We start from the raw sequence: 22,015 nt of genomic DNA on the forward strand, positions 1-22,015 counted from the left end.
CGTAGGAGTGACTATTGCCGATCACTCAGCTCCACCAGACACTCTCCCTTGTCCAGCAGCTTCAGAGCTGTGGGCAGCAAGCGCTGCAGCACGTCGCGCATCCGGGCATTGGTCGTGTTCCCCATGGTGACCCAGATGACACGCGGCGGCGGCCCGTGGCGCTCGAGCAGCTCGGGAAAATCCCGATCCTTGGTGAGTACCACGGCGTCCGCCTGCCTGGCCGCCGCGAAGATCTCCTCATCCGACGCATCGCGGTATCCCAGCCACCGGGCCGAATAGGCCTCTAAGCCAAGCTGCTCCGTGATCCAGGGCGCCAGATGGGGAGAGAGCTGTGCATCGACCCAGAGGATCATGCCGCCAGGACGGGGTGATCGAGACGCCGCGCGGCGAACTGAAGGCACGCAAGGATATCTTCCTGCTCCAGATCCGGCAGCTCGTCGAGCACCTCCTGAGAGGTCAATCCCTGCGCCAGCAGGTCGAGCACATCCACCACCCGGATACGCATGCCACGAACGCAGGGTCTGCCGCCACACTGCGTGGGGTCGATCGTGATACGGCGCAACATGTCACTCATCCGACACCTCCTCTCGAACCGCCACCTGTCCCTCAGTCTACTTCATCACGGCGCGTATTCGACCTCGACGTCGTAGTCGTCGTCATCGAAGTCGTCATCATCCTCGTCGGCCGTCTTGCGCTTGCGACCCAGCCGCGCCTCGGTGCGGGCCACCGCCTCGTCTTCCATGCGTGCGCGCATCTCGCGGGCACGCTCGGCGGCCTCCTCGTCCTCGTTCTCGAGCTGGCGCTGCTCGGTCAGCCAGCGGTAGGCGGCCTGCACCAGGGCATCGGTGCCGTCGGCGGAGATCGCCGAGATGCGGAACACCGGCCCATCCCAGGCCAGGCGACGCACGATCTCGTCGGCGCGCGCCTCGCGCTCCTCCTCGGGCAGCAGGTCGAGCTTGTTGAGCACCAGCCAGCGCGGCAGCTCGGCCAGGGCCGGCGAGAACTCGCCCAACTCGTGGATGATCGCCTCGGCGGCCTCCACCGGGTCGGACTCGTCGAAGGGTGCCACATCCACCACGTGGAACAGCAGCCGGGTCCGGGTCAGGTGCTTGAGGAAGCGCAGCCCCAGGCCGGCGCCGTCCGAGGCGCCCTCGATCAGCCCCGGCACGTCGGCCATCACGAAGTGCTCGTGCATGCCGAGCTTCACCACCCCCAGGTTGGGCACCAGGGTAGTGAAGGGGTAGTTGGCCACCTTGGGCTTGGCCGCGGAGACGGCGCGGATCAGCGTCGACTTGCCGGCATTGGGCATGCCCAGCAAGCCCACGTCGGCCATCACCTTCATCTCCAGGCGCAGGTTGCGACGCTCGCCCTCGGTGCCCGGCGTGGTCCGCCGCGGCGCGCGGTTGGTGGAGGACTTGAAGTGGATGTTGCCGAGTCCACGGCGGCCGCCCTGGGCCACCAGCACCACCTGGCCGATCTCGGTGACGTCGGCGATCACCTCGAGGGTGTCCTCGTCGATCACCGTGGTGCCCACCGGCACCTTGACGTGCAGGTCCTCACCGGCCCGACCGCTCATCTGCCGACCCATGCCGGGCTGGCCGTTCTGGGCCTTGTAGAAGCGCTGGTACTTGAAGTCGATGAGGGTGTTGAGGGAGTCGTCACCGATCAGGTAGACGCTGCCGCCATGGCCGCCATCGCCACCATCGGGGCCACCCTTGGGCACGTACTTCTCGCGGCGGAAGCTGAGGCAGCCATTGCCCCCCTTGCCGGCCTCCACGATGATCGAGGATTCGTCGACGAACTGCATCTGTCACTCTCCAGACGGCAATATGCCGTCATGATACAAGAAGGCCCCGCCGTGGCGGGGCCTTCTCGCGGCAAGCATCAGGCGTCTCAGGCAGAGACGACGCTGACGAACTTGCGGTTCTTCGGACCCTTGGTCTCGAACTTGACCACGCCCTCGTCCAGTGCGAACAGGGTGTGGTCACGGCCGATACCGACGCCGGTGCCGGCGTGGAACTTGGTGCCGCGCTGGCGAACGATGATGTTGCCGGCGTTCACGGCCTGGCCACCGAAGAGCTTGACGCCAAGGCGCTTGGATTCGGAATCGCGACCGTTACGGGTAGAGCCCGCTGCCTTCTTATGTGCCATGGAATAAACCTCCGTTCAGGGGGATGGACCGCTTAGGCGGAGATCCCGGTGATCTTGACTTCAGTGAACCACTGGCGGTGGCCCTGACGCTTCATGTGGTGCTTGCGGCGACGGAACTTGATGATGGTCACCTTGTCGCCACGGCCGTGGGAGACGACCTCGGCAGAGACCTTGGCACCGTCAACCAGCGGCGCGCCGACCTTGACCTCGTCCTCGCTGCCGACCAGCAGCACTTCGTCGAAGTCGATGGACTCGCCGGTGGGGACTTCGATCTTCTCGAGCTTCAGGGTCTGGCCTTCCTGAACGCGGTACTGCTTGCCACCGCTCTTGATAACTGCGTACATGCTTCTCTCTCCAGGACTCATCGGGTTGGGCTCTTCGTCGGCCTGCTTCGAGTGGCGCCCCTTTTGGCAGCCATCTGACAGGGAGCGAGATGAGTGGGTCGCGAATTATAACGACAGGCGACGCCCCAGACAACCCGCGAAACACGCCGTTCGTCCCGCCGCCCGGCAGCGCGCCTTGACGCCCCCGAGGGGGCCCCATAGCATGGCCGGCAATCCATGGCCAGAGGGGGCCACCTCGCCCCGGCCCCCAACCGACCGTCGATATCGCCTCCATGCCCACCCACGCTCCAGTTTCCGACACCGCCGCACCCTCCCCGATCCACGCCGCCGTGGCCGAGGACTTTGCCGCCGTCAATCGCACCATCATGGCCCAGCTCGGCTCGCGCATCCCGCTGGTCGAGACCATCGGTCAGTACATCATCGCCAGCGGTGGCAAGCGGCTGCGCCCGCTGCTGGTGCTGCTGGCCGCCCGGGCGCTGGGCTACCAGGGCGACCGCCACGTGACGCTGGCCACCCTGATCGAGTTCATGCACACCTCCACCCTGCTGCATGACGATGTGGTGGACGAGTCTCACCTGCGGCGCGGCAAGGCCACCGCCAACGACGCCTGGGGCAATGCCCCCTCGGTGCTGGTCGGCGACTTCCTCTACTCGCGCTCCTTCCAGATGATGGTCGAGGTGGGCTCCATGCGGATCATGGACGTGCTCTCCTCCGCCACCTGCGTGATCGCCGAGGGCGAGGTGCAGCAGCTCACCAACGTCGGCAACCCGGACATCGACGAGGCCGCCTACTTCGAGACCATCCAGGGCAAGACCGCCATGCTGTTCGAGGCGGCCAGCCATAGCGGCGCCATCCTTGCCGAGGCCACCCCGGAACAGGAGGCCGCGCTGCAGCACTACGGCCGCTACCTGGGCCTGGCCTTCCAGCTGATCGACGACCTGCTCGACTACCAGGGCGATGCCGAGGCGATGGGCAAGAATGTCGGCGACGACCTGGCCGAGGGCAAGCCCACCCTGCCGCTGATCCAGGCCATGGCCAAGGGCACCCCGGCGCAGGCCAAGGTGATCCGCCAGGCGATCCGCCAGGGTGGCCTCGACCACCTGCAGGAGGTGCTGGAGATCATCGACGCCACCGGTGCCCTGGAGTACACCCGCAGCCGCGCCGTGGAGATGGCCGACCTGGCCCTGGCCCAGCTCGAGAAGCTGCCGGCCAGCCCCTACCGCGACAGCATGGCCGAACTGGCCCACCTGGCGGTGGATCGCCAGGCGTGAAAACGCTCCGGCGGGGTTGCATTTGGCCGGCATTTGCGTAAACTACGCTGCGTCGATGAGGCGGAGCCCTCGAGAATCGACATCGGAGTATAGCTCAGCTTGGTAGAGCGCTGCCTTCGGGAGGCAGAGGTCGTAGGTTCGAATCCTGCTACTCCGACCAACGAATTCAAGGCCTTGCGATCACTCGCAAGGCCTTTTTCGTTGCTCGGCTTGCCAGCCACCGCGCGACCTCTGCCTCCCGAAGGCAGAGGTCGCGCGTTCGAGGGAGAAGCGCTCAGGTCACCGTGATCACGCTGCAACTGGCGGTGTGGCTGACCTTGTGGGAGACGCTGCCGAACATCATCCCACGCACGTCGCTGAGACCGCGGCTGCCCATCACGATGACATCGGCGGTGACCTTCTCGGCCTCCTCGTTGATCAACTCGGCAGGGCGCCCCTGGCGCACGCTCTCCTCCACCTCAAGACCGCTCAGGTCGACCGCGTCACGCGCCTGCTCGATCACCTTGTGGGCTTCCTCCTTCATGCCCGCGGCCAGCTTCTCGCGCTCCGCCTCGGAGAACGGCTCGGCGGTGCCACCGGTGAACAGCCCGATATTGTCCGGCGGAAACTCCGCCACGGTCATCAGGTGCAGCTTCGCCGTCCCGCCACGCGCCAGGGAGGCAGCAACATTCAGCGCCTTGATGGCGTGCTCGGAACCGTCGAGGGGCACCAGAATGGTCTTGAACATGAGAAGTCTCCTGCAGTGGCGGAAAGAACTGAGGGCGGTGACTCCCCCTCTCACTTCAGCATAGTGCCCGAGCGCCGCTTCGCCTTGTCCTGCGTCAAACCTCCCCCGGGCCAGGGGCCTGGGTCACGCCGCCCAGCCGAAGCCGAGCAGCGGCATCGCCAGGGCGAAGACCACCGCCACGATCACCACCAGCGCTGCCAGGCTGACCAGTGCCCCGGCGCGCACCATCTCCGCCACGCTGAGCTGGCCACTGGCGAAGACCACGGCGTTGGGCGGGGTGGCCACCGGCAGCATGAAGGCGCAGCTCGCCGCCATGGCCACCGGCACCGAGAGCAGCAGCGGGCTGTGGCCGAGGCTGACCGTCAGCGAGGCGGTGAGCGGCAGGATGGCGGCGGCCGTCGCGGTGTTGCTGGTCATATGGCTCATCGCCATCACCACCAGCGCCACCATGGCCACCAGCCCCCAGGTCGGCCAGCTTCCGAACACGGCCAGGCCCTCGGCGACTGCCGCGGCCAGACCGCTGGACTCGATGGCGGTCCCCAGGCTCAGCCCGCCACCCACCATGATCAGCACACCCCACGGCAGGTTGGCCGCGGCATCCCAGTCCATCAGGAACTGACGCTGGCGCCAGCGTGCCGGTACCACGAACAGCAGCACGGCGGCGGTAACCGCGATGCCGGCATCACTGAGCGGCACCTCCAGCCAGGCCTCGAGCAGTGGGCGAAACACCCAGGCCAGGGCGACCAGGGCGAAGATGGTCGCCACCCGCCGCTCCGGGCGCGTCATCCGCCCCAGGTCGCGGGCCTGCTCCTCGAGCATGGCGGCGACCCCGGGCAGCTCGCTGCGCCCCACCGGGTAGATCCAGCGGGTGAGCAGCCACCAGGCCAGCGCCAGCAGCAGCAGCGCGGGAGGCAGCGCCACCGCCATCCACTGGGCGAAGCCGATCTCGATGCCGTAGCTGTCGGCCATGAAGCCGGCCAGCAGGGCATTGGGTGGCGTGCCGATCAGGGTCCCCATGCCGCCGATATTGGCGCCCAGGGCGACCCCCAGCAGCAGGGTCAGCGCCATATGATGGCTGCCCCCCTCGCCACCGCGCTGCTTGAGCATCTCCAGCACCGAGAGGCCGATGGGCACCATCAGCGCCGCGGTGGCGGTGTTGCTCACCCACATGCTCAACGCGGCGGTGGCGGCCATGAAGCCGGCCACCAGGTGATCGGGGCGGCGCCCCGCCACGCGCAGCACCAGCATGGCGATACGCCGATGCAGCCCCCAGCGCTGGATCGCCTCAGCCAGCAGGAAACCACCCAGGAAGAGAAATATCAGCGGGTTGGCGTAGGGGGCGGCGACGTCCTCGATGGGCGCCACCTCGAGCAGCGGCAGCAGCACCAGCGGCAGCAGCGCCGTCACCGCGATGGGTACCGGCTCGAGCACCCACCACACGGCCATCCAGGCGGTCAGCGCCACCACCCGCCAGGCCGGTTCGGACAGCCCCTCCGGGGCACCCAGCATCAGCAGCAGCCCCGCCAGCAGAGGCCCCAGCAGCAGGCCGAGCGGCACCTTGAGCCGCGCCAGCCGGGACTCCTGCTGCGACTCAGTCGTCATCGCCGAGGCCCCGGAGCCGCGCCTTGCGTTCCCGGTTGCGCCGATACAGCCGCACCAGGGCGATCCACAACGCCGCCGCCACCATGGCGGCCAGGGTCCAGCCCTGCCAGGGGCGCGCGGCGTCCCCCATCACGGTCTCCAGGGTGATGATCAGGATGAAGCCTAGCGCCTGGCTGGCAATGGCCAGGGCACGCAGGGTGTCGAAGGCGGACTTGGCCATGGCGGCTCCCGGTAACGGATGCGTCGGATGACAGTCCCGTCCACCGGCAGTAGGCTTGGCGGGGTCCGGGATCGGCTGCGCCACAGTGTAACCGCTCGTCACTCGCTCGCCGACCCTGCCCTCAAGGAGTCACGCCCCATGGATGCCATCGCACTCGGCCCCGTCCTGCTCTCGCTGCCGCGCCTCTACGCCTTCGTCGCCGCCCTGCTGCTGCTCGCCACCAGCGCCTGGCTGCTGGGGCTGCCGCGGCGCATCCATGCCCGCTGGTTCAATGGCCTGCTGCTGGCCTGGCTGATCGGCGCCAGGGTCGGCCATGTGGCCCTGCATCTGGACGCCTATGCCGCCGCCCCGCTGGACGCCCTCAAGCTGTGGCAGCCGGGCTATCACGGGCTGTGGGGGCTGATGGCCGGGCTGATCTGGACCGGCTGGGCGCTGCGCGAGCACCTCGGCCGGCTGGTGGGGGCCATGGCCATGCTGGTAGTCGTCTCGGCTCTGTGGCTGGCCGCCGTCACCCTGGCACCCTTCGGTGGCGGCATGGTGCTCAAGCAACTGCCCGACATCGCCCTGGAGGATCTCGACGGCAATACGATCAACCTGCGCGAGCTCGAGGGCGAGCGGGTGGTGCTCAACCTGTGGGCCACCTGGTGCCCGCCCTGCCTGCGCGAGATGCCACTGTTAGCCGAGGCCGATGCCCGGGAGGACGTCACCGTGGTGGTGGCCAACCAGGGCGAGTCGTTGCTGCAGGTGGTGCGCTACCTGGACGACCAGGAACTCGACTTCCGCTATGCCCTGCTCGACCCCCACCAGGAGGTGATGGTGCTCAGCGAATCACCGGGGCTCCCCACCACGGTGCTGTTCGATGCTGAAGGCCGCGCCGTGGAGCGCCATGTCGGCGAACTCACCCGCGCCCAGCTGGATAGCTGGCTGGGCCGGGAGAAGTAGCAGGGCTATCACGGCTAATCATCCGGCAATAGCGAAAGGCGCCGGGAAAGCCTTGAGCTGCGGATAACCCTGCGAGGTAGTCCCACGCTTAAGCCGCGACGGGCTTTGCTGTAAGATACCGCGCCCTGTCCCCGGGCCGCCCCTTTCCAGCGGCCGTGAGCGCACCCTGTTACAGCATCCTCGAGGCATCATGAGCGACTTCTCCCCCGGCCAGCGCTGGATCAGCGACGGCGAGGCCGAACTGGGCCTTGGCACCATCCTCAGCTGCGACGCCCGCAGCGTCACCGTGCTGTTTGGCGCCAGCCAGGAAACCCGCACCTACAGCAGCCGCCAGGCACCGCTGACCCGCGTGGCCTTCGGCAGTGGCGACCGCATCCGCGCCGCCGAGGGCTGGACGCTGACCGTCGATGACACCAAGGAGGTCGGCGGCCTGATCGTCTACATCGGCGAGGATGACCAGGGCGAGCTGCGTGAACTGCCCGAGGCACGCCTGGCCGACAGCATGCAGTTCGACCAGGCCCGCGACCGCCTGCTCACCGGTCAGGTCAACCGCAATGACTGGTTCGACCTGCGCTTCCGCACCCTGCACCACTACCACCGCGTGGAGCAGAATCCGTCGCTGGGCCTGGCCGGCCCGCGCATCGACCTGATTCCCCACCAGCTGTATATCGCCGACGAGGTCTCCCGGCGCCACGCCCCGCGGGTGCTGCTGGCCGACGAGGTGGGGCTGGGCAAGACCATCGAGGCGGGGTTGATCCTCCACCGCCTGCTGCTCACCGGCCGCGCCGAGCGGGCGCTGATCCTGGTGCCGGCGAGCCTGACCCACCAGTGGCTGGTGGAGCTGCTGCGCCGCTTCGCCCTCGAGGTGACCCTGCTCGACGAGCAGCAGAGCCAGGCCCACGGCGACACCAACCCCTTCGAGGCTGGCCAGCTGGTGTTGGCCAGCCAGGACTGGCTGTTCGCCAATCCCCACCGCCAGTCCCAGGCAGAAGCCTGCGCCTGGGATCTGCTGATCGTCGACGAGGCCCACCACCTGGACTGGAGCGAGGAGCAGGTCGGCCCCGGCTACGCCTGCGTGGAGCGCCTGGCCGCCGAGAGCGAGGGCCTGCTGCTGCTCACCGCCACCCCGGAACAGATGGGCATGGAGAGCCACTTCGCCCGCCTGCGCCTGCTCGACCCCGACCGCTACCACAGCCTGGCCGCCTTCCGCGAGGAGGAGTCCCACTACGTGGAAGTGGCCGAGGCTATCGACGCCCTCGAGCGCCTGCCCGGTGCGGATGCGGACCGTGAACGCATCGCCGCGGTGATCGACGAGCCCGACAGCCTGGCGCTGCTCGATACCCTGGCCGACCCCGAACGCGGCGATGACCAGCACGTCGCCGCCCGCCACCAGCTGCGCGACCAGCTGCTCGACCGCCACGGCACCGGCCGGGTGATGTTCCGCAACAGTCGGCGCCACGTGGGCGGCTTCCCCGAGCGGCGCCTGCACGTCACCGAGCTTGCGCCCCCGGCCGCCTATCGCCGGGTGCTGCGCAAGCTGGGCCACGACGAGGAGTACCTCGACGACCTGCTGATCGAGACCGGGCTGGACCACCCCGAGGTGCTGATCTACCTGGACTCCATGTACCGCGCCCTGGCCGACGACCCGCTCAACGGGGAGCCCTGGTGGCAGATCGACCCGCGAGTCAGCTGGCTGCTCGAGCGACTGGCCGATGACGCCGAAGGGGGCCTGGCCGGCGACAAGGTGCTGGTGATCGCCCATAACCGCGAGACCGCCGAGGGGCTGGCCGAGGCGCTGCGCGTGCTGGGGGGCTACCATGCCCCGGTGTTCCACGAGGGGCTCTCGCTGGTGGAGCGAGACCGCGCCGCTGCCGCCTTCGCCGACGAGGAGGAGGGCTGCCAGGTGCTGGTGTGCTCTGAGATCGGCTCCGAGGGGCGCAACTTCCAGTTCTGCCGCCACCTGGTGATGTTCGACCTGCCGTTGCATCCCGACCAGCTGGAGCAGCGCATCGGTCGCCTGGACCGCATCGGCCAGCGCCACGCCATCGAGATCCACGTGCCGGTGTTCACAGCCAGCCCCGGCGCGAAGCTGCTGCGCTGGTTCCGCGACGGCATGGACGCCTTCAGCGCGCCCCACGGCATCGGCAGCGAGATCTTCGATGCCTTCGGTGATGCCCTGGCTGACGCCCTGCTCGACGACGAGGCCCTCGAGGAGGTGATCACGGAGACCCGGGCGCTGTTCGAGAGCCGCCTGGCCGAGCGCGAGGCTGGCCGCAACCGCCTGCTGGAGCTCAACGCCTGCCGGCACGAACGTGCCGAGGCGGTGGCCGCGGCGATCGGCGAACTGGACGAGGACCGTGCCCTGCCCCGCTACCTGGACCTGGCGCTGGATATCTTCGGCGTCGACAGCCAGGAGCTGGGCGGCGGCATCCAGCACCTGGTGGCCGGGCCGCAGATGCTCGACGGCCTGCCGGGGCTGGCCAAGGGAGAAGAGGGCTTCTCGGCCACCTTCTCGCGCTCACGCGCGCTGGCCCGGGACGACGTGCAGCGGCTCTCCTGGGAGCATCCGATGGTGCGCGAGATAATGGGCCGCATCCTCGACGGCAGCATGGGCAATACGGCACTCGCGCTGCTCCGGCATCCGTCGCTGCCTCCCGGGCGGGTCATGGTGGAGCTGATCTACCGCACCCACTGCCCGGCGCCCAGGAAGCTGCACCTCAACCGCTTCCTGCCACCCACCGCGGTGCGCGTGCTGCTCGACGAGTCCGGCGCCAACCTGACCGACAAGATCTCCTTCACCGGGCTCTCGAAGAACCTGCAGAAGGTCAAGAAGGCGATGGCCCGGGACCTGATCCGCAGCCGCCTGGAGCAACTGCGAGAGTTGCTCGACCGCGGCGAGGGCGAGGCGGAGCGCGAACTGCCCTCCATCGTCGAGGCGGCCCAGGGGCGTATGCGCGAGGAGCTCGATGGGGAGCTGTCGCGCCTCACCGCCCTGGCGCGGCGCAACCCGGCGGTACGCGACGACGAGCTCGAGGCGCTGCGCGCCGAGCGCGCCGCCCTGGACGAGGCCATCGAGGGCACCCGCCTGCGCCTGGACGCCGTGCGAGTCATCGTGACTGTAGGGGAAGAAACAAGGTAGACGGGGCTGTCCCCGGCGCCCCTTGGGCGCTTGGCCACTACCCCAGAATATCGGCCAGGGCGGCTTCCAGCGTCTCGTACTCGAAGCGGAAGCCCGCCTCCTGGAGTCGCTTCGGACGCATGTCGGCGCCGGTGAGCAGCAGCCGCGCCATCTCGCCGAAGGCGGTCTCCAGGGCGATGGCTGGCACCGGAAAGAGCGCCGGTCGCCCCAGCTGCTTAGCCAGGGTGCGGGTGAACTCGGCGTTGGTGACCGGGTGCGGTGCGCTGCCGTTGAAGGGCCCCTCCAGGTCGTCGCGCTCGAGCAGGAAGAGGATGGCGCGCACCAGGTCTTCCCGGTGCACCCAGGGCATGAACTGCTTGCCGCTGCCGAAGCGCCCACCCAGCCCCAGCTTGAAGGGCGGCAGCATCTTCTGAAGGCTGCCGCCGCCCTGGTCGAGCACCAGGCCGATGCGCAGCCGGACGACCCGTACACCGAAGGATTCGGTCTCCCGGGCAGCCTCCTCCCAACGCCGGCATAGACGGTGGGCGAACTCGTCGTGGGGCGGCGTCTCCTCGGTCACCTCGCGGCTCCCCTGGTCGCCGTAGTAACCCATCGCCGACGCGGAGACCAGCGCGCGGGGCAGCCGCCCGCCGGTCTGCTGCAGCTGCTCGCAGAGACCCACCAGCTCGCGGGTGGCGTTCAGCCGCGAGTCGAGCAGCTTCTCCTTCTGGTCGTCGCTCCAGCGCTTGGCGGCGATGGACTCGCCGGCCAGGTTGACCAGGGCCTCGGGCGGGGTGTCGACGAAGTCCAGCGCCGAGCGCCGCACGTCCACCGCCTCGGGGAGTCGACCCCGCGCCGCGGCGGGATCCCGCGAGACCACCTGCACCCGGTGCCCCGCCTCCACCAGCCGCTGGCACAGACGCTGGCCCACGAAACCGCTTCCTCCGGTGATCAGCACGCGCATCTGGGTCTCCTCGTATCCGTGATGAGTTATACAGCTGTTGTACACTTCTGCTAGTCTAGCGGAAAACCATCCTCGAGGGTGCCATGACTCAGCCTCAGAACAATACCGCCATCATCGGCGCCGGCATCGCCGGCCTGGCCTGTGCCCGCGCGCTGGCTGCCGCCAGCCGGCCGGTGAGCCTGTTCGACAAGGCCCGGGGCCCGGGAGGCCGCATGTCCAGCCGCCGGCTGCCGGAGGCCACCCTGGACCTGGGCGCCCAGTTCCTCAGCGTGCGCGACGCCACCTTTGCCGACGCCGTAGAGGGGTGGCAGGCGTCGGGCTGCCTGGCCGAATGGCCCACCTCGCTGTGGTCCGCCGCCGAGGATGGCTGGCACCGCCATCGGGACGATCTGCTGCGGCTATGCGGCACCCCGCGCATGAGCGCGCTCACCCGCCACCTGGCAGAGGGACTCGAGCTTCACGCCGGGACCCATATCGAGCGACTCGAAGGCGACGCCCGGTCGTGGTGGCTGGTGGACACCGAAGGCAGCCGTCACGGCCCCTTCACACAGGTAGTCGTCGCCACCCCTGCGCCCCAGGCCCGGACACTGGTGGCACCCCACGATGCGGCCCTGGCCGAGGCCTGCGCGGCGGTGATCCAACGCCCCTGCTGGGCCGCCTGGGTGCTGTTCGATGCGCCGTTGCCAGGGCTGCCCGAGGTGGACCACGACTGGCAGGCGGTGCGCCTGGCGGATCCGGCGCTACGCTTCGTGGTTCGCAACCATCTCAAGCCTGGCCGCCACGACCAGGGGGAGAGCCTGACCCTGCTGGCCAACCTCGAATGGAGCGAGGCACGCCTCGAGGATGGCCCCGAGACCATCGCCGAAGCACTGCTCGACGCCTTCCAGCGTGGCCTGCCTGGCGATGTCACCCTGCCCGAGCCCAGCGCCATGGGCGCCCACCGCTGGCGCTACGCCCAGCCCGATGTCTTCGCCACGGGCGAGGCGGTCAACCTCGACTACCGCATCTCCGGCAACGGCCTGGCGCTGTGCGGGGATGGCTGGCGCGGCCCGCGCATCGAGGACGCCTGGCTCTCCGGCCACCATCTGGGCGAGGTCCTGGCCAGCGAGCCAAACCGATCCCCTTTATCCACCCCTGATGCATCACGCCGCAAAGGACATCTTGCGCCATGACTGAGCCGACCCAGCACGGCGGCGAGACTCCGCTCTACCCCATTCGAGAGGTGTCGCGCCTCACCGGCGTCAATTCCGTGACCCTGCGCGCCTGGGAGCGCCGTTACGGGCTGATCAAGCCACGCCGCACACCCAAGGGGCATCGCCTCTATGCTCGCGAGGATATCGAGCGGGTGGAGCAGATCCTGCAGTGGCTCAACCGCGGAGTCCCGGTGAGCCAGGTACGTGAGCTGCTCGACCGTCCCGACATCGCCGAGCCCGAGGCAGCGCCCCCCGCCCCAGGCGACTGGCCCGCACAGCGCAGCCGCCTGGTCGTCGCCGTGGAGGCACTGGATATCACGCGACTCGAGACCCTCTATGCCGAGTCGCTGGCTCTCTATCCGGTGACCACCTGCGTGGTCGAGCTGTGGGCGCCGGCAATACGCGAGCTGGAGGAACGCTGGGGCGAGCGGCTGGGTGACGAGCTGCAGCGCCGCACCCTGGAGTCCTTCCTGCGCACGCGCATCGGCATGCGCCTCTATCACGGCAATGCCCTCGTCGAGGGGCCCACCCTGTTGGCCATGCCGCTGCCCGACGACCCCGGCACCCTGTGGCTGCTGCTGGCCGCGCTGGTAGCCGGCGACCGTGGCCTGAACGTGCGGCTGCTCGACGTCGCGCCACCTCTAGGCGAGCTGCCCCTGGCGGTGGAGCGCCTGAGCGCCAGCGGCGTTCTGCTGGCCGGCAGCCATGCCGGGCGCACCGACCTGATCCGCCGCCAGTTGCCGCGTCTGGCGGAACAGCTGGCGGTCCCCCTCGGGCTGTGTGGCCCGGTGGCACGCATTCGACAGGCCGACCTCGACGACAGCGGTGTGGCGGTGCTGGGAGATGACCTCGGCGAAGCGATCACCCGGCTACAGACCCTGCTTCCCATTGCCTGACAAGGACGACTGACGGAGCGACCATGACGCCGACCCTGATGTGGTTTCGCAGCGACTTGCGCCTGCATGACAACCGCGCCCTGGCAGCGGCGTCCCGGCGCGGCCCGGTAGTGGCGGTGTATCTACGCGCCCTGCCACACTGGCAGCGCCACGGCCACGGCGCCAATCAGCTCGACTTCCGCGCCCGGGGCGTGGCCGCCCTGAAGGAGGACCTCGAGGGGCTCAATATCCCGCTGCTGCATCGCGATATCGACGACTTCGCCGAGGCCCCCGAGACGCTGCTGGCCATCGCCCGGGAGACCGGCGCCAGCGGGTTGCACTTCAACCGCGAGTACCCGGTGGACGAACTCGCCCGGGACGCCGCGGTGATCGAGGCCTTCCGGGCGGCGGGACTCGAGGCCCATGGCCACCATGACGCCGTGGCCTTTGCCCCGGGGGAGCTGCTTACCGGCAAGGGGGACTACTATGGCGTCTTCACCCCCTTCGCCCGAGCCTGGCACCGCCGCCTCGACGCCGAGCGCCTGGCGCTCAGCGACACCCCTGTCCCCCAGGCACCCACCGGTATCGAGAGCGACACGCTGCCCGAACTGCCCGAACTCGCCGACACCCCCATCGACGGCCGCCAGTGGCCCGCCGGAGAGGCGCCGGCCGCCGACCGCCTGGAACGCTTCCTGCGCTTCCGTGGCCGCCATTACGCCAGCCAGCGCGACTTCCCCGCCATCCGCGGCACCAGCGAACTTTCCCCCTACCTGGCACTGGGCATGATCTCCCACCGCCAGTGCCTGCAGGCGGTGCTCGCCGAGAATGACGGCAGCCTGGGCGAGGGCGATGCGGGCCTGGTCGCCTGGGTCAACGAACTGGTGTGGCGGGAGTTCTACCGCCATGTGGCGGTGGGCTTCCCGCGGGTCTGCCGCCACCGCCCCTTCCAACGCCATACCGAGGCGCTGGCCTGGCGCGACGACGAGGCGGGCTTCGCCGCCTGGTGCGAGGGGCGCACCGGGTACCCCATCGTCGATGCCGCCATGCGCCAGCTCGTCGCCACCGGCTGGATGCACAATCGCCTGCGCATGATCACCGCCATGTTCCTGAGCAAGCACCTGCTGGTCGACTGGCGCCGCGGCGAGGCCTTCTTCCTGCGCCACCTGGTGGATGGCGAGTTCTGCGCCAACAACGGTGGCTGGCAGTGGGCCGCTTCCACCGGCACCGATGCGGCTCCCTACTTCCGCATCTTCAACCCCACCACCCAGTCTCAGCGCTTCGACCCCGAGGGCCGCTTCATCGCCGAGTGGCTGCCGGAACTCGCCGCGCTGCCCGCCAAGGCGCGCCACGCTCCGCCCCGGGACCTGCTGGGAAGCAGCGGCTATCCGCCCCCCATCGTCGATCACAAGGCGGCACGGGCCCGGGCCCAGGATGCCTTCAAGGCCCTCAAGGCCGACTGACACCACCCCGCGGAGAGATGCCATGTCGGACGATGCCCAGCTGGAAGCCTTCTGCAGTTTCTTCAATAAGCTCGACAAGAGCTGTACAGAAAGGCTCTACGAGTTCTATACTCCAGATGTCGTCTTCCAGGATGCACTGCACCGTATCGAGGGCGCGGAGTCGCTGGAACGCTACTTCGCCACCTTATACAGAAACGTTACATCGTGCCGATTCGACTTCCACGAGCGGCAACGTAGCGGTAGGGAAGCCTTCGCCACCTGGACCATGCACCTGGAGCATCCCCGGCTGGACAAGGGGCGTGTAATCGCGGTGGAGGGGTGTTCTCACCTCACTTTCGCGGAGGACGGCAGCGGCCGGATCGCCCGCCATCGCGACTACTTCGATGCCGGCGCCCTGCTCTACGAACGGCTGCCCCTGTTGGGCGGCACTATACGACTGATCAAGCGCCAACTCGACGCCTGAAGGCAGCGGCCTCGGGCGCGGTAACCACCACCCGGAGGCTCCATGTCCGACCCCCAGCGCATCTGGCTCACCGGCGCCACCTCAGGCATCGGCCGCGCCCTGGCCGAACGCCTGCTGGCCCGCGGCGACCGTGTGGCGCTCAGCGGACGCGACGCGGCGGCCCTCGACGAACTGGCCTCCGGCCACGACAACGCCCTGGCGCTGCCCCTGGACGTCACCGACCGCGTGGCGGTACGCGATGCCGGCCGGCAGCTCGAGGCGGCCTTCGGCGGACTCGACCTGGTGATCCTCAACGCCGGCACCTGCGAGTACCTCGACGCCCGCGACTTCGACACCGACCTGGTGGAGCGGGTCTTCGCCGCCAACTTTCATGGAGCGATCCACTGCATCGACGCCGCCCTGCCGCTGCTGCGCCGCGCCCGGACCCAGGGGAGCCGGCCGCTGCTCGCCGCCACCTCAAGCGCCGCGGCCTACCTGCCGCTGCCCCGGTCCGAGGCCTACGGCGCCTCCAAGGCCGCGTTGAGCCACTTCCTGGAAGCGCTGCGCCTGGACCTGGACGCCGAGGGGATCGACGTCAGCGTGATCCATCCCGGCTTCGTCAGGACTCCGCTCACCGACCGCAACGACTTCGCCATGCCGATGCGGATCGAGGTCGACCAGGCCGCCGAAGCGATCCTCGCGGGCCTGGCCCGGCACCGCCTGGACATCCACTTCCCGCGCCGCTTCACCCTGCTGGTCAAGCTGGCGGGCATCCTGCCCGCTCCCCTGCGCTATCGACTGGGGCGGCGCCTGGCGCGGCCCGAGACCGCCACAGAGACCCGCCCATGAATGCTCGCCCTCCCCATCCCATGGACAGGCGGCGCATCGCCGTGGTCGGCAGCGGCATCGCCGGCATGGCCGCCGCCTGGTACCTCTCGGGTCGCCATGAGGTGACGCTGTTCGAGGCCGATACCCGCCTGGGTGGCCATACCGCCACCGTGGATGTGGAGCTCGAGGGTCGCCACTACGCCATCGATACCGGCTTCATCGTCTTCAACGACTGGACCTATCCGCACTTCCAGCGGCTGATGCAGCGCCTCGGAGTGCTCACCCAGCCCACCGAGATGAGCTTCTCGGTGCACGAGACGAGCCGAGACTTCGAGTACAACGGCCATACCCTGACCAGCCTGTTCGCCCAGCGCCGCAACCTGCTGCGCCCCAGCTTCTACGGCCTGCTGCGCGAGATCCTGCGCTTCAATCGCGAGGCGATACGGGCCATGGATGACGGCACGCTCGACCCCGCCATGACGCTGGGTGAGTGGCTCGAGAGCAACGCCTTCGGCGAGGCCTTCCAGCGCCGCTACCTGCTGCCCATGGGGGCGGCGATCTGGTCGGCGAGCCTGAGCGACCTGCGTGACTTCCCGCTGCAGTTCTTCGTGCGCTTCTTCCGCCACCACGGCCTGCTGTCGGTCAACGACAGGCCCCAGTGGCACACCCTGGTCGGCGGTTCACGCAGCTATATCCCGCTGCTCACCGCGCCCTATGCGAGCCGCATCCGCCAGTCGACTCCGGTGCGCGGCATCCGCCGGCTGGCCGATGGCGTGGCGCTGCGCAGCGATCTGGGAGTCGAGCACTTCGACGAGGTGGTGCTGGCCTGCCACGCCGACCAGGCGCTGGCGCTGCTGGAGGACCCGAGCCCCGCCGAGCACGAGATCCTCGGCGCCCTGCCCTACCAGGACAACGAGGTGGTGTTGCATACCGACACCCGCCTGCTGCCGCGGCGGCCTCGCGCCTGGGCGAGCTGGAACTACCGCCTCGACGGCCGCGACGAGGCGGCCAGGGTCTCGGTCACCTACGACATGAACATCCTGCAGCGCCTGGAGGCGCCCCACACCTTCTGTGTCACGCTCAATGACAGCGACGCCATCGCGCCGGAGAAGGTGCTGGGCCGCTTCACCTACGCCCACCCCCAGTTCACCCTGGCCGGCGAGGCGGCCAAGGCGCGCCACGCCGAGATCTCCGGCGCCGCCTTTCGCACCCACTACTGCGGCGCCTACTGGCGCAACGGCTTCCACGAGGACGGCGTCTGGAGCGCCCTGCGCGTGGCCCATGCCCTGGGTGGTGACGAGGCGGGGCCCGAGGGCGTCGCGGAGTTGCTGAGCCCGGTGGCAAGGGAGGCCGAGCACGCATGATCGCCACGCCCCGCTCACGCATCTACCGCGGCGAACTGCGCCATCGCCGCTTCCTGCCGCGCGAGCACGCCTTCAGCTATGGGGTGTGGATGGCCTGGCTCGACCTCGACGAGCTGCCTGAACTGTTCGACGGGGTACCCGGTTTCAGTGCCCGGCGCCCCGCGCTGGCGCGTTTCCGTCGCGAGGACTACCTGGCTCCCCACGACCGGCCATTGAAGCAGGCGGTGCGCGAGGAGCTCGTGCGGCAGCTGGGCGACACCCCCGACGGCCGCATCTGCCTGCTGACCCAGCTGCGCACCCTGGGCCTGGGCTTCAATCCCATCTCGCTCTACTACGCCTTCGACGCCGCGGGCGCGTTGCGCGCGGTGCTGGGTGAGGTGAGCAACACGCCCTGGGGGGAGCGCATCCGCTACGCCTGCGCGGTAGACCCGGCCCGCCACTCCCACGGGGCCGAGTTCGCCAAGGCGATGCACGTCTCGCCCTTCAATCCCATGGACATGATCTACCGCTGGCGCTTCAACACCCCCGGCGAGCGCCTGCTGATGCATATGGAGAACTGGCGCGAGGGCGAATGCCACTTCGATGCCACCCTGACCCTGACGGCCAGTCCCGCCACCCGTCGCGTGTTGCTGGGCACCCTGGCCCGCCAGCCGTGGATGAGCGCCAAGACCCTGGCCGGTATCCACTTCGAGGCGCTGCGCCTGTGGGCCAAGCGCGTGCCGATCCATGACCATCCCGGCGCCGACGCCGACCGTTCGTAGGAGAGACCGACGTGAACACGCTGCGCTCAGCCACCGCCCCCCGTCCCCTGACGGACGATGCCGACCGCCTGACCCGCTGGTTACGCCCGCGCCTGCTGGCCGAGCTGGACCGCCTGGAGGGCGGCCAGGTCACCCTGATTGAGGGGCATCAACGCCACCGCCTGGGCCAGGGCGGGCCACTCACGGTCACCCTGGTGGTGCGCGACAGCCGGGCGTGGAAACGCCTGGCGCTGGGCGGCACCGTGGGGGCGGCGGAGTCCTACATGGACGGTGACTGGGATGCCGATGACCTGGTCGCCCTGGTGCGGCTGTTTGCCGCCAACCTGGAGCGGGTCAACGGCGAGATCGAGACCGGCACCGCCCGCCTGGGTCGCTGGCTGCTGGCTGCCCTCTACCGCCTGCAACGCAACAGCCTCTCGGGGTCGCGGCGCAACATCTCGGCTCACTACGATATCGGCAACGAGCTGTTTGCCACCTTCCTGGACCGCGACCACCGCATGTACTCCAGCGCCGTCTTCCCCTACCCCGAGGCGAGCCTGGAGGAGGCCTCCACCTTCAAGCTGGACATCATGCTCGAGCGGCTCGACGTGCGCGCCGAACACCACCTGCTGGAGATCGGCACCGGCTGGGGCGGACTCGCCATCCACGCGGCGAAGACCCGCGGCTGCCGGGTCACCACCACCACCATCTCCGATGAACAGTACGCCCATACCGCGCAGCGCATCGAGGAGGAGGGCCTGGGCGAGCGCATCACCCTGCTCAAGCAGGACTATCGCGAGTTGGAGGGGCGCTACGACCGACTGATCTCCGTGGAGATGATCGAGGCGGTGGGCCATCAGTATCTGGAGACCTATCTCGCCACCCTGGACCGCCTTCTCACCGACGACGGCCTGGCGATGCTGCAGGCGATCACCATCCGCGACCAGCGCTTCGAGGCCGCCAAGCGCGAGATGGACTTCATCAAGCGCCATATCTTCCCGGGCGGCTTCCTGCCCTCCCATCACGCCATCCTGCGTGGCCTGACCCGAAGCACCTCGCTCAATGTGCTGGCCCTCGACGAGATCGGCCCGCACTACGCTCGCACCCTGCGCGAGTGGCGCCAGCGTTTCGAGGCCAGCCTGGAGAGGGTGCGCAACCTGGGCTACGACGAACGCTTCATCCGCATGTGGCGATACTATCTCTGCTACTGCGAGGGGGGCTTCCTGGAGCGCACCATCGGCACCTGCCACCTGTTGCTGGCCAAGCCCGGCGCCCGCCCCGCGACGCTCACCGGCAATGCCTGAGGCGGATCGACGGCGCTCGACGCCGCGCCTGGTGGCCAACCTGCTCGCCTTCGAGGCGGGCTGGCTGGCCTGCGTGCTGGGCGGCAGCCTGGTGGGCGCCACCGCGGCCGGCCTGATTCTCGCCGCCCACCTGCGCTGGCAGGCCTGGCCCGGGGAGTGGCGCTGGCTCGTCGGTTTTGCGCTGCTGGGCCTGGCGGTGGACGGCGGCCTGACCCTGGCCGGCGGCTTTCAATTCCACACCGACACCCTCGCCCTGGGACTGCTGCCGCCCTGGCTGTGGCTGCTGTGGCCACTGTTCGCTACCCTGCTGCACCACTCCCTGGCATGGCTCTGGTCACTCCCCTGGCTCGCCGCCCTGGGTGGCGCCATCAGTGGCCCGGCCTCCTACTACGCCGGCGCGGCGCTCGCCGGCGTGACCCTCGCCCCCTGGCTGCTGCCGGCCCAGGCGCTGGTCTGGGCCGGCCTTTGCCTGTGGCTATGCCGGCGCCTGAACGGCCGCCTCCCCTACCAACGCTGAGGTCATGAAGGCCTGGACACTGCCAGCTGGCGTGCATTCCCCCTGCACGGACAGTAGACTAGGCCACTAACAACATTCGACTCTCGGAAAGACTCAGTGATCAAGCAACACTCCTTCGACCGCGATGAACTGCTGGCCTGCTCGCGAGGCGAGCTGTTCGGCCCCGGCAACGCCCAGCTGCCGGCCCCCAACATGCTGATGCTCGACCGCATCACCTCCATCACCGAAGAGGGCGGTGAGCACGGCAAGGGCGAGCTGCTCGCCGAGCTCGATATCACTCCCGACCTGTGGTTCTTCGACTGCCACTTCCCCGGCGACCCGGTGATGCCCGGCTGCCTGGGCCTGGATGCCATGTGGCAGCTGGTGGGCTTCTACCTCGGCTGGCTCGGCCATCCCGGCCGGGGCCGTGCCCTGGGCTGTGGCGAGGTGAAGTTCACCGGCCAGATCCTGCCCGACGCCTCGAAGGTCACCTACCGTATCAATATCAAGCGCATCATCACCCGGCGCCTGATACTCGGCATGGCCGACGGCACCGTTGCCGTCGATGGCCGCGACATCTACCAGGCCAACGACCTTCGCGTCGGCCTGTTCACCTCCACCGCGAACTTCTGACCAGGAGGCTTCCATGCGACGAGTGGTAGTCACCGGCCTGGGCATCGTCTCCTGCCTGGGCAACGACCGACAGCAGGTTCTAGAGGCGCTCAGGGAAGGGCGCTCCGGCATTCGCTTCAAGGAGGAGTACGCCGAGCGAGGCTTCCGCAGCCAGGTGGCCGGCGTGGTCGATATCGACCTCGACGCCCTGATTGACCGCAAGCTGCGCCGCTTCATGGGCGACGCCGCGGCCTACGCCTATGTCAGCATGGCCCAGGCCATCGAGGACTCGGGCCTGGCCCCGGAGATGGTCTCCAACGAGCGCACCGGCCTGATTGCAGGCTCTGGTGGCGCCTCCAGCGCCAATCAGGTGGAGGCCGCCGACGTGATGCGCGAGAAGGGGCTGCGCCGCGTGGGACCCTACCGGGTCACCCGCACCATGGGCAGTACCGTGTCCGCCTGTCTGGCCACGCCATTCAAGATCAAGGGCATCAACTACTCGATCTCCTCGGCCTGCGCCACCTCGGCGCACTGCATCGGTAACTCCGTGGAGCAGATCCAGATGGGCAAGCAGGACGTGGTCTTCGCCGGTGGCGGCGAGGAGGAGCACTGGACCCTCTCCTGCCTGTTCGACGCCATGGGCGCCCTCTCCACCCACTACAACGACACCCCGGACAAGGCCTCGCGGCCCTATGACCAGGCCCGCGACGGCTTCGTCATCGCCGGCGGTGGCGGCATGCTGGTGCTCGAGGAGCTGGAGCACGCCCGGGCCCGCGGCGCTAAGATCTACGCCGAGGTGACCGGCTACGGCGCCACTTCCGACGGCCACGACATGGTCGCCCCCTCGGGCGATGGCGCGATTCGCTGCATGCGTCTGGCCATGGCCACCGTGGATGGCAAGATCGACTACATCAACACTCATGGCACCTCGACGCCGGTAGGCGATGTGGCCGAGCTCAAGGCGATCCGCGAGGTATTCGGCGACTCGACCCCGGCGATGAGCTCCACCAAGTCGCTGACCGGCCACTCCCTGGGCGCCACCGGCGTGCAGGAGGCCATCTACTCGCTGCTGATGATGGAGAACGACTTCATCGCCGCCTCGGCCAATATCGAGACCCTCGACGAGCAGGCCGCCGGCTTCGATATCGTGGCCCAGCGTCGCGACGGCGTTAACGTCGAGCGTGTGCTCTCCAACAGCTTCGGTTTCGGCGGTACCAACGCCTGCCTGGTGCTGGAGAAGCTCCGGGACTGAATCCCGGGTCAGCTCGAGTCGTAACGCAAGAGGCGCCCTAATCGGGGCGCCTCTTGCGTTGATGGGCCTCGGCCGGCGGTCCCAAGTGCGGGCCACCGCGGCGCCCTGAT

General features: G+C 68.9%; 23 protein-coding genes and 1 tRNA gene. 15 read left to right on the forward strand and 9 right to left on the reverse strand.

Annotated elements, in window-relative coordinates:
• Window positions 1–11: 11 nt before the first annotated feature.
• From LWH48_RS11255 to rplU, 5 genes are all read right to left on the reverse strand, one after another.
• Window positions 12–353, reverse strand: a complete 342-nt coding sequence (locus LWH48_RS11255) for a DUF5615 family PIN-like protein (protein WP_232912637.1) — start codon at window positions 351–353, stop codon at window positions 12–14.
• Window positions 350–574 carry a DUF433 domain-containing protein gene (locus LWH48_RS11260; RefSeq protein ID WP_232912638.1) on the reverse strand — a complete coding sequence of 75 codons (225 nt, stop codon included), beginning with the start codon at window positions 572–574 and terminating at the stop codon, window positions 350–352. Before LWH48_RS11260 ends, LWH48_RS11255 begins: the two co-directional genes overlap by 4 nt.
• Window positions 575–619: 45 nt before the next feature.
• A complete protein-coding gene (cgtA, locus tag LWH48_RS11265; protein ID WP_161430268.1) occupies window positions 620–1,807 on the reverse strand; it encodes an Obg family GTPase CgtA in 1,188 nt (395 codons plus the stop codon).
• 86 nt (window positions 1,808–1,893) lie between these two features.
• Window positions 1,894–2,151: a 50S ribosomal protein L27 gene (gene rpmA, locus LWH48_RS11270; protein WP_161430267.1), complete on the reverse strand. Its 258-nt coding sequence runs from the start codon at window positions 2,149–2,151 to the stop codon at window positions 1,894–1,896.
• Between the two features lie 32 nt (window positions 2,152–2,183).
• Window positions 2,184–2,495: a 50S ribosomal protein L21 gene (gene rplU / locus LWH48_RS11275; protein WP_161430266.1), complete on the reverse strand. Its 312-nt coding sequence runs from the start codon at window positions 2,493–2,495 to the stop codon at window positions 2,184–2,186.
• Window positions 2,496–2,767: 272 nt separating this feature from the next.
• Between rplU and ispB the strand changes: the two genes are divergently transcribed.
• Window positions 2,768–3,766: an octaprenyl diphosphate synthase gene (gene ispB, locus LWH48_RS11280; protein ID WP_232912639.1), complete on the forward strand. Its 999-nt coding sequence runs from the start codon at window positions 2,768–2,770 to the stop codon at window positions 3,764–3,766.
• An 83-nt stretch (window positions 3,767–3,849) separates the two neighbouring features.
• A tRNA-Pro gene (locus tag LWH48_RS11285) sits at window positions 3,850–3,926 on the forward strand.
• A gap of 114 nt (window positions 3,927–4,040) precedes the next feature.
• On the opposite strand, the gene LWH48_RS11290 is transcribed toward LWH48_RS11285, so the two are convergent.
• The 3 genes from LWH48_RS11290 to LWH48_RS11300 all read right to left on the reverse strand — a co-directional run bounded on the left by LWH48_RS11290 (window position 4,041) and on the right by LWH48_RS11300 (window position 6,315).
• Window positions 4,041–4,493, reverse strand: a complete 453-nt coding sequence (locus LWH48_RS11290; RefSeq protein ID WP_232912640.1) for a universal stress protein — start codon at window positions 4,491–4,493, stop codon at window positions 4,041–4,043.
• 123 nt (window positions 4,494–4,616) lie between these two features.
• Complete coding sequence (locus LWH48_RS11295) at window positions 4,617–6,095, reverse strand: SLC13 family permease (RefSeq protein WP_232912641.1); 1,479 nt, start codon at window positions 6,093–6,095, stop codon at window positions 4,617–4,619.
• A complete protein-coding gene (locus LWH48_RS11300; RefSeq protein ID WP_232912642.1) occupies window positions 6,085–6,315 on the reverse strand; it encodes a hypothetical protein in 231 nt (76 codons plus the stop codon). The genes LWH48_RS11295 and LWH48_RS11300 overlap by 11 nt, the downstream gene beginning before the upstream one ends.
• Before the next feature lie 138 nt (window positions 6,316–6,453).
• On the opposite strand from LWH48_RS11300, the gene LWH48_RS11305 reads away from it, so the two are divergent.
• Window positions 6,454–7,257: a TlpA family protein disulfide reductase gene (locus LWH48_RS11305; protein WP_232912643.1), complete on the forward strand. Its 804-nt coding sequence runs from the start codon at window positions 6,454–6,456 to the stop codon at window positions 7,255–7,257.
• A 190-nt stretch (window positions 7,258–7,447) separates the two neighbouring features.
• Complete coding sequence (gene rapA / locus LWH48_RS11310; protein ID WP_232912644.1) at window positions 7,448–10,396, forward strand: RNA polymerase-associated protein RapA; 2,949 nt, start codon at window positions 7,448–7,450, stop codon at window positions 10,394–10,396.
• A 37-nt stretch (window positions 10,397–10,433) separates the two neighbouring features.
• On the opposite strand, the gene LWH48_RS11315 is transcribed toward rapA, so the two are convergent.
• Window positions 10,434–11,339 (reverse strand): TIGR01777 family oxidoreductase, encoded by a 906-nt coding sequence (locus LWH48_RS11315; RefSeq protein ID WP_232912645.1) that lies wholly within the window; start codon window positions 11,337–11,339, stop codon window positions 10,434–10,436.
• Window positions 11,340–11,422: 83 nt separating this feature from the next.
• Here LWH48_RS11315 and LWH48_RS11320 point away from each other — a divergent pair, with 83 nt between their 5' ends.
• The 11 genes from LWH48_RS11320 to fabB all read left to right on the forward strand — a co-directional run bounded on the left by LWH48_RS11320 (window position 11,423) and on the right by fabB (window position 21,905).
• Window positions 11,423–12,511, forward strand: coding sequence for an NAD(P)/FAD-dependent oxidoreductase (locus LWH48_RS11320; protein WP_232912646.1), 1,089 nt, complete (start codon window positions 11,423–11,425; stop codon window positions 12,509–12,511).
• Window positions 12,508–13,428, forward strand: a complete 921-nt coding sequence (locus LWH48_RS11325; protein ID WP_161430206.1) for a MerR family transcriptional regulator — start codon at window positions 12,508–12,510, stop codon at window positions 13,426–13,428. The genes LWH48_RS11320 and LWH48_RS11325 overlap by 4 nt, the downstream gene beginning before the upstream one ends.
• Window positions 13,429–13,451: 23 nt before the next feature.
• Window positions 13,452–14,867 (forward strand): deoxyribodipyrimidine photo-lyase, encoded by a 1,416-nt coding sequence (phrB, locus tag LWH48_RS11330; RefSeq protein ID WP_232912647.1) that lies wholly within the window; start codon window positions 13,452–13,454, stop codon window positions 14,865–14,867.
• 22 nt (window positions 14,868–14,889) lie between these two features.
• Complete coding sequence (locus tag LWH48_RS11335; protein ID WP_232912648.1) at window positions 14,890–15,330, forward strand: nuclear transport factor 2 family protein; 441 nt, start codon at window positions 14,890–14,892, stop codon at window positions 15,328–15,330.
• Between the two features lie 42 nt (window positions 15,331–15,372).
• Window positions 15,373–16,158 carry an SDR family NAD(P)-dependent oxidoreductase gene (locus LWH48_RS11340; RefSeq protein ID WP_232912649.1) on the forward strand — a complete coding sequence of 262 codons (786 nt, stop codon included), beginning with the start codon at window positions 15,373–15,375 and terminating at the stop codon, window positions 16,156–16,158.
• Window positions 16,155–17,501, forward strand: coding sequence for an NAD(P)/FAD-dependent oxidoreductase (locus LWH48_RS11345; RefSeq protein WP_232912650.1), 1,347 nt, complete (start codon window positions 16,155–16,157; stop codon window positions 17,499–17,501). The genes LWH48_RS11340 and LWH48_RS11345 overlap by 4 nt, the downstream gene beginning before the upstream one ends.
• Window positions 17,498–18,262: a DUF1365 domain-containing protein gene (locus LWH48_RS11350; protein WP_232912651.1), complete on the forward strand. Its 765-nt coding sequence runs from the start codon at window positions 17,498–17,500 to the stop codon at window positions 18,260–18,262. The genes LWH48_RS11345 and LWH48_RS11350 overlap by 4 nt, the downstream gene beginning before the upstream one ends.
• An 11-nt stretch (window positions 18,263–18,273) precedes the next feature.
• On the forward strand, window positions 18,274–19,545 hold the full coding sequence (locus tag LWH48_RS11355) for an SAM-dependent methyltransferase (RefSeq protein ID WP_232912652.1): 1,272 nt from the start codon (window positions 18,274–18,276) through the stop codon (window positions 19,543–19,545).
• Entirely contained in the window at window positions 19,538–20,062 is a 525-nt protein-coding gene (locus tag LWH48_RS11360; RefSeq protein WP_232912653.1) for a DUF2878 domain-containing protein, read from the forward strand. Before LWH48_RS11355 ends, LWH48_RS11360 begins: the two co-directional genes overlap by 8 nt.
• A 96-nt stretch (window positions 20,063–20,158) precedes the next feature.
• Complete coding sequence (gene fabA / locus LWH48_RS11365; protein ID WP_232912654.1) at window positions 20,159–20,674, forward strand: 3-hydroxyacyl-[acyl-carrier-protein] dehydratase FabA; 516 nt, start codon at window positions 20,159–20,161, stop codon at window positions 20,672–20,674.
• 13 nt (window positions 20,675–20,687) lie between these two features.
• Window positions 20,688–21,905, forward strand: coding sequence for a beta-ketoacyl-ACP synthase I (gene fabB, locus LWH48_RS11370; protein ID WP_232912655.1), 1,218 nt, complete (start codon window positions 20,688–20,690; stop codon window positions 21,903–21,905).
• The last annotated feature ends 110 nt before the right edge of the window (window positions 21,906–22,015 follow it).

It is taken from the genome of Halomonas sp. G15 (assembly GCF_021282295.1).
Taxonomy (GTDB): Bacteria; Pseudomonadota; Gammaproteobacteria; order Pseudomonadales; family Halomonadaceae; genus Halomonas; species Halomonas alimentaria.

Excerpts from the sequence above, each read along its gene's own strand:
- LWH48_RS11350 (WP_232912651.1), top strand. The coding sequence starts at position 17,498 with ATGATCGCCACGCCCCGCTCACGCATCTACCGCGGCGAACTGCGCCAT.
- rplU (WP_161430266.1), bottom strand. The coding sequence starts at position 2,495 with ATGTACGCAGTTATCAAGAGCGGTGGCAAGCAGTACCGCGTTCAGGAA.
- LWH48_RS11305 (WP_232912643.1), top strand. The coding sequence starts at position 6,454 with ATGGATGCCATCGCACTCGGCCCCGTCCTGCTCTCGCTGCCGCGCCTC.
- cgtA (WP_161430268.1), bottom strand. The coding sequence starts at position 1,807 with ATGCAGTTCGTCGACGAATCCTCGATCATCGTGGAGGCCGGCAAGGGG.
- phrB (WP_232912647.1), top strand. The coding sequence starts at position 13,452 with ATGACGCCGACCCTGATGTGGTTTCGCAGCGACTTGCGCCTGCATGAC.
- LWH48_RS11315 (WP_232912645.1), bottom strand. The coding sequence starts at position 11,339 with ATGCGCGTGCTGATCACCGGAGGAAGCGGTTTCGTGGGCCAGCGTCTG.
- LWH48_RS11320 (WP_232912646.1), top strand. The coding sequence starts at position 11,423 with ATGACTCAGCCTCAGAACAATACCGCCATCATCGGCGCCGGCATCGCC.
- LWH48_RS11325 (WP_161430206.1), top strand. The coding sequence starts at position 12,508 with ATGACTGAGCCGACCCAGCACGGCGGCGAGACTCCGCTCTACCCCATT.
- LWH48_RS11340 (WP_232912649.1), top strand. The coding sequence starts at position 15,373 with ATGTCCGACCCCCAGCGCATCTGGCTCACCGGCGCCACCTCAGGCATC.
- LWH48_RS11290 (WP_232912640.1), bottom strand. The coding sequence starts at position 4,493 with ATGTTCAAGACCATTCTGGTGCCCCTCGACGGTTCCGAGCACGCCATC.
- LWH48_RS11345 (WP_232912650.1), top strand. The coding sequence starts at position 16,155 with ATGAATGCTCGCCCTCCCCATCCCATGGACAGGCGGCGCATCGCCGTG.
- LWH48_RS11335 (WP_232912648.1), top strand. The coding sequence starts at position 14,890 with ATGTCGGACGATGCCCAGCTGGAAGCCTTCTGCAGTTTCTTCAATAAG.
- ispB (WP_232912639.1), top strand. The coding sequence starts at position 2,768 with ATGCCCACCCACGCTCCAGTTTCCGACACCGCCGCACCCTCCCCGATC.
- LWH48_RS11360 (WP_232912653.1), top strand. The coding sequence starts at position 19,538 with ATGCCTGAGGCGGATCGACGGCGCTCGACGCCGCGCCTGGTGGCCAAC.
- rapA (WP_232912644.1), top strand. The coding sequence starts at position 7,448 with ATGAGCGACTTCTCCCCCGGCCAGCGCTGGATCAGCGACGGCGAGGCC.
- LWH48_RS11260 (WP_232912638.1), bottom strand. The coding sequence starts at position 574 with ATGAGTGACATGTTGCGCCGTATCACGATCGACCCCACGCAGTGTGGC.
- rpmA (WP_161430267.1), bottom strand. The coding sequence starts at position 2,151 with ATGGCACATAAGAAGGCAGCGGGCTCTACCCGTAACGGTCGCGATTCC.
- LWH48_RS11300 (WP_232912642.1), bottom strand. The coding sequence starts at position 6,315 with ATGGCCAAGTCCGCCTTCGACACCCTGCGTGCCCTGGCCATTGCCAGC.
- fabB (WP_232912655.1), top strand. The coding sequence starts at position 20,688 with ATGCGACGAGTGGTAGTCACCGGCCTGGGCATCGTCTCCTGCCTGGGC.
- LWH48_RS11295 (WP_232912641.1), bottom strand. The coding sequence starts at position 6,095 with ATGACGACTGAGTCGCAGCAGGAGTCCCGGCTGGCGCGGCTCAAGGTG.
- LWH48_RS11255 (WP_232912637.1), bottom strand. The coding sequence starts at position 353 with ATGATCCTCTGGGTCGATGCACAGCTCTCTCCCCATCTGGCGCCCTGG.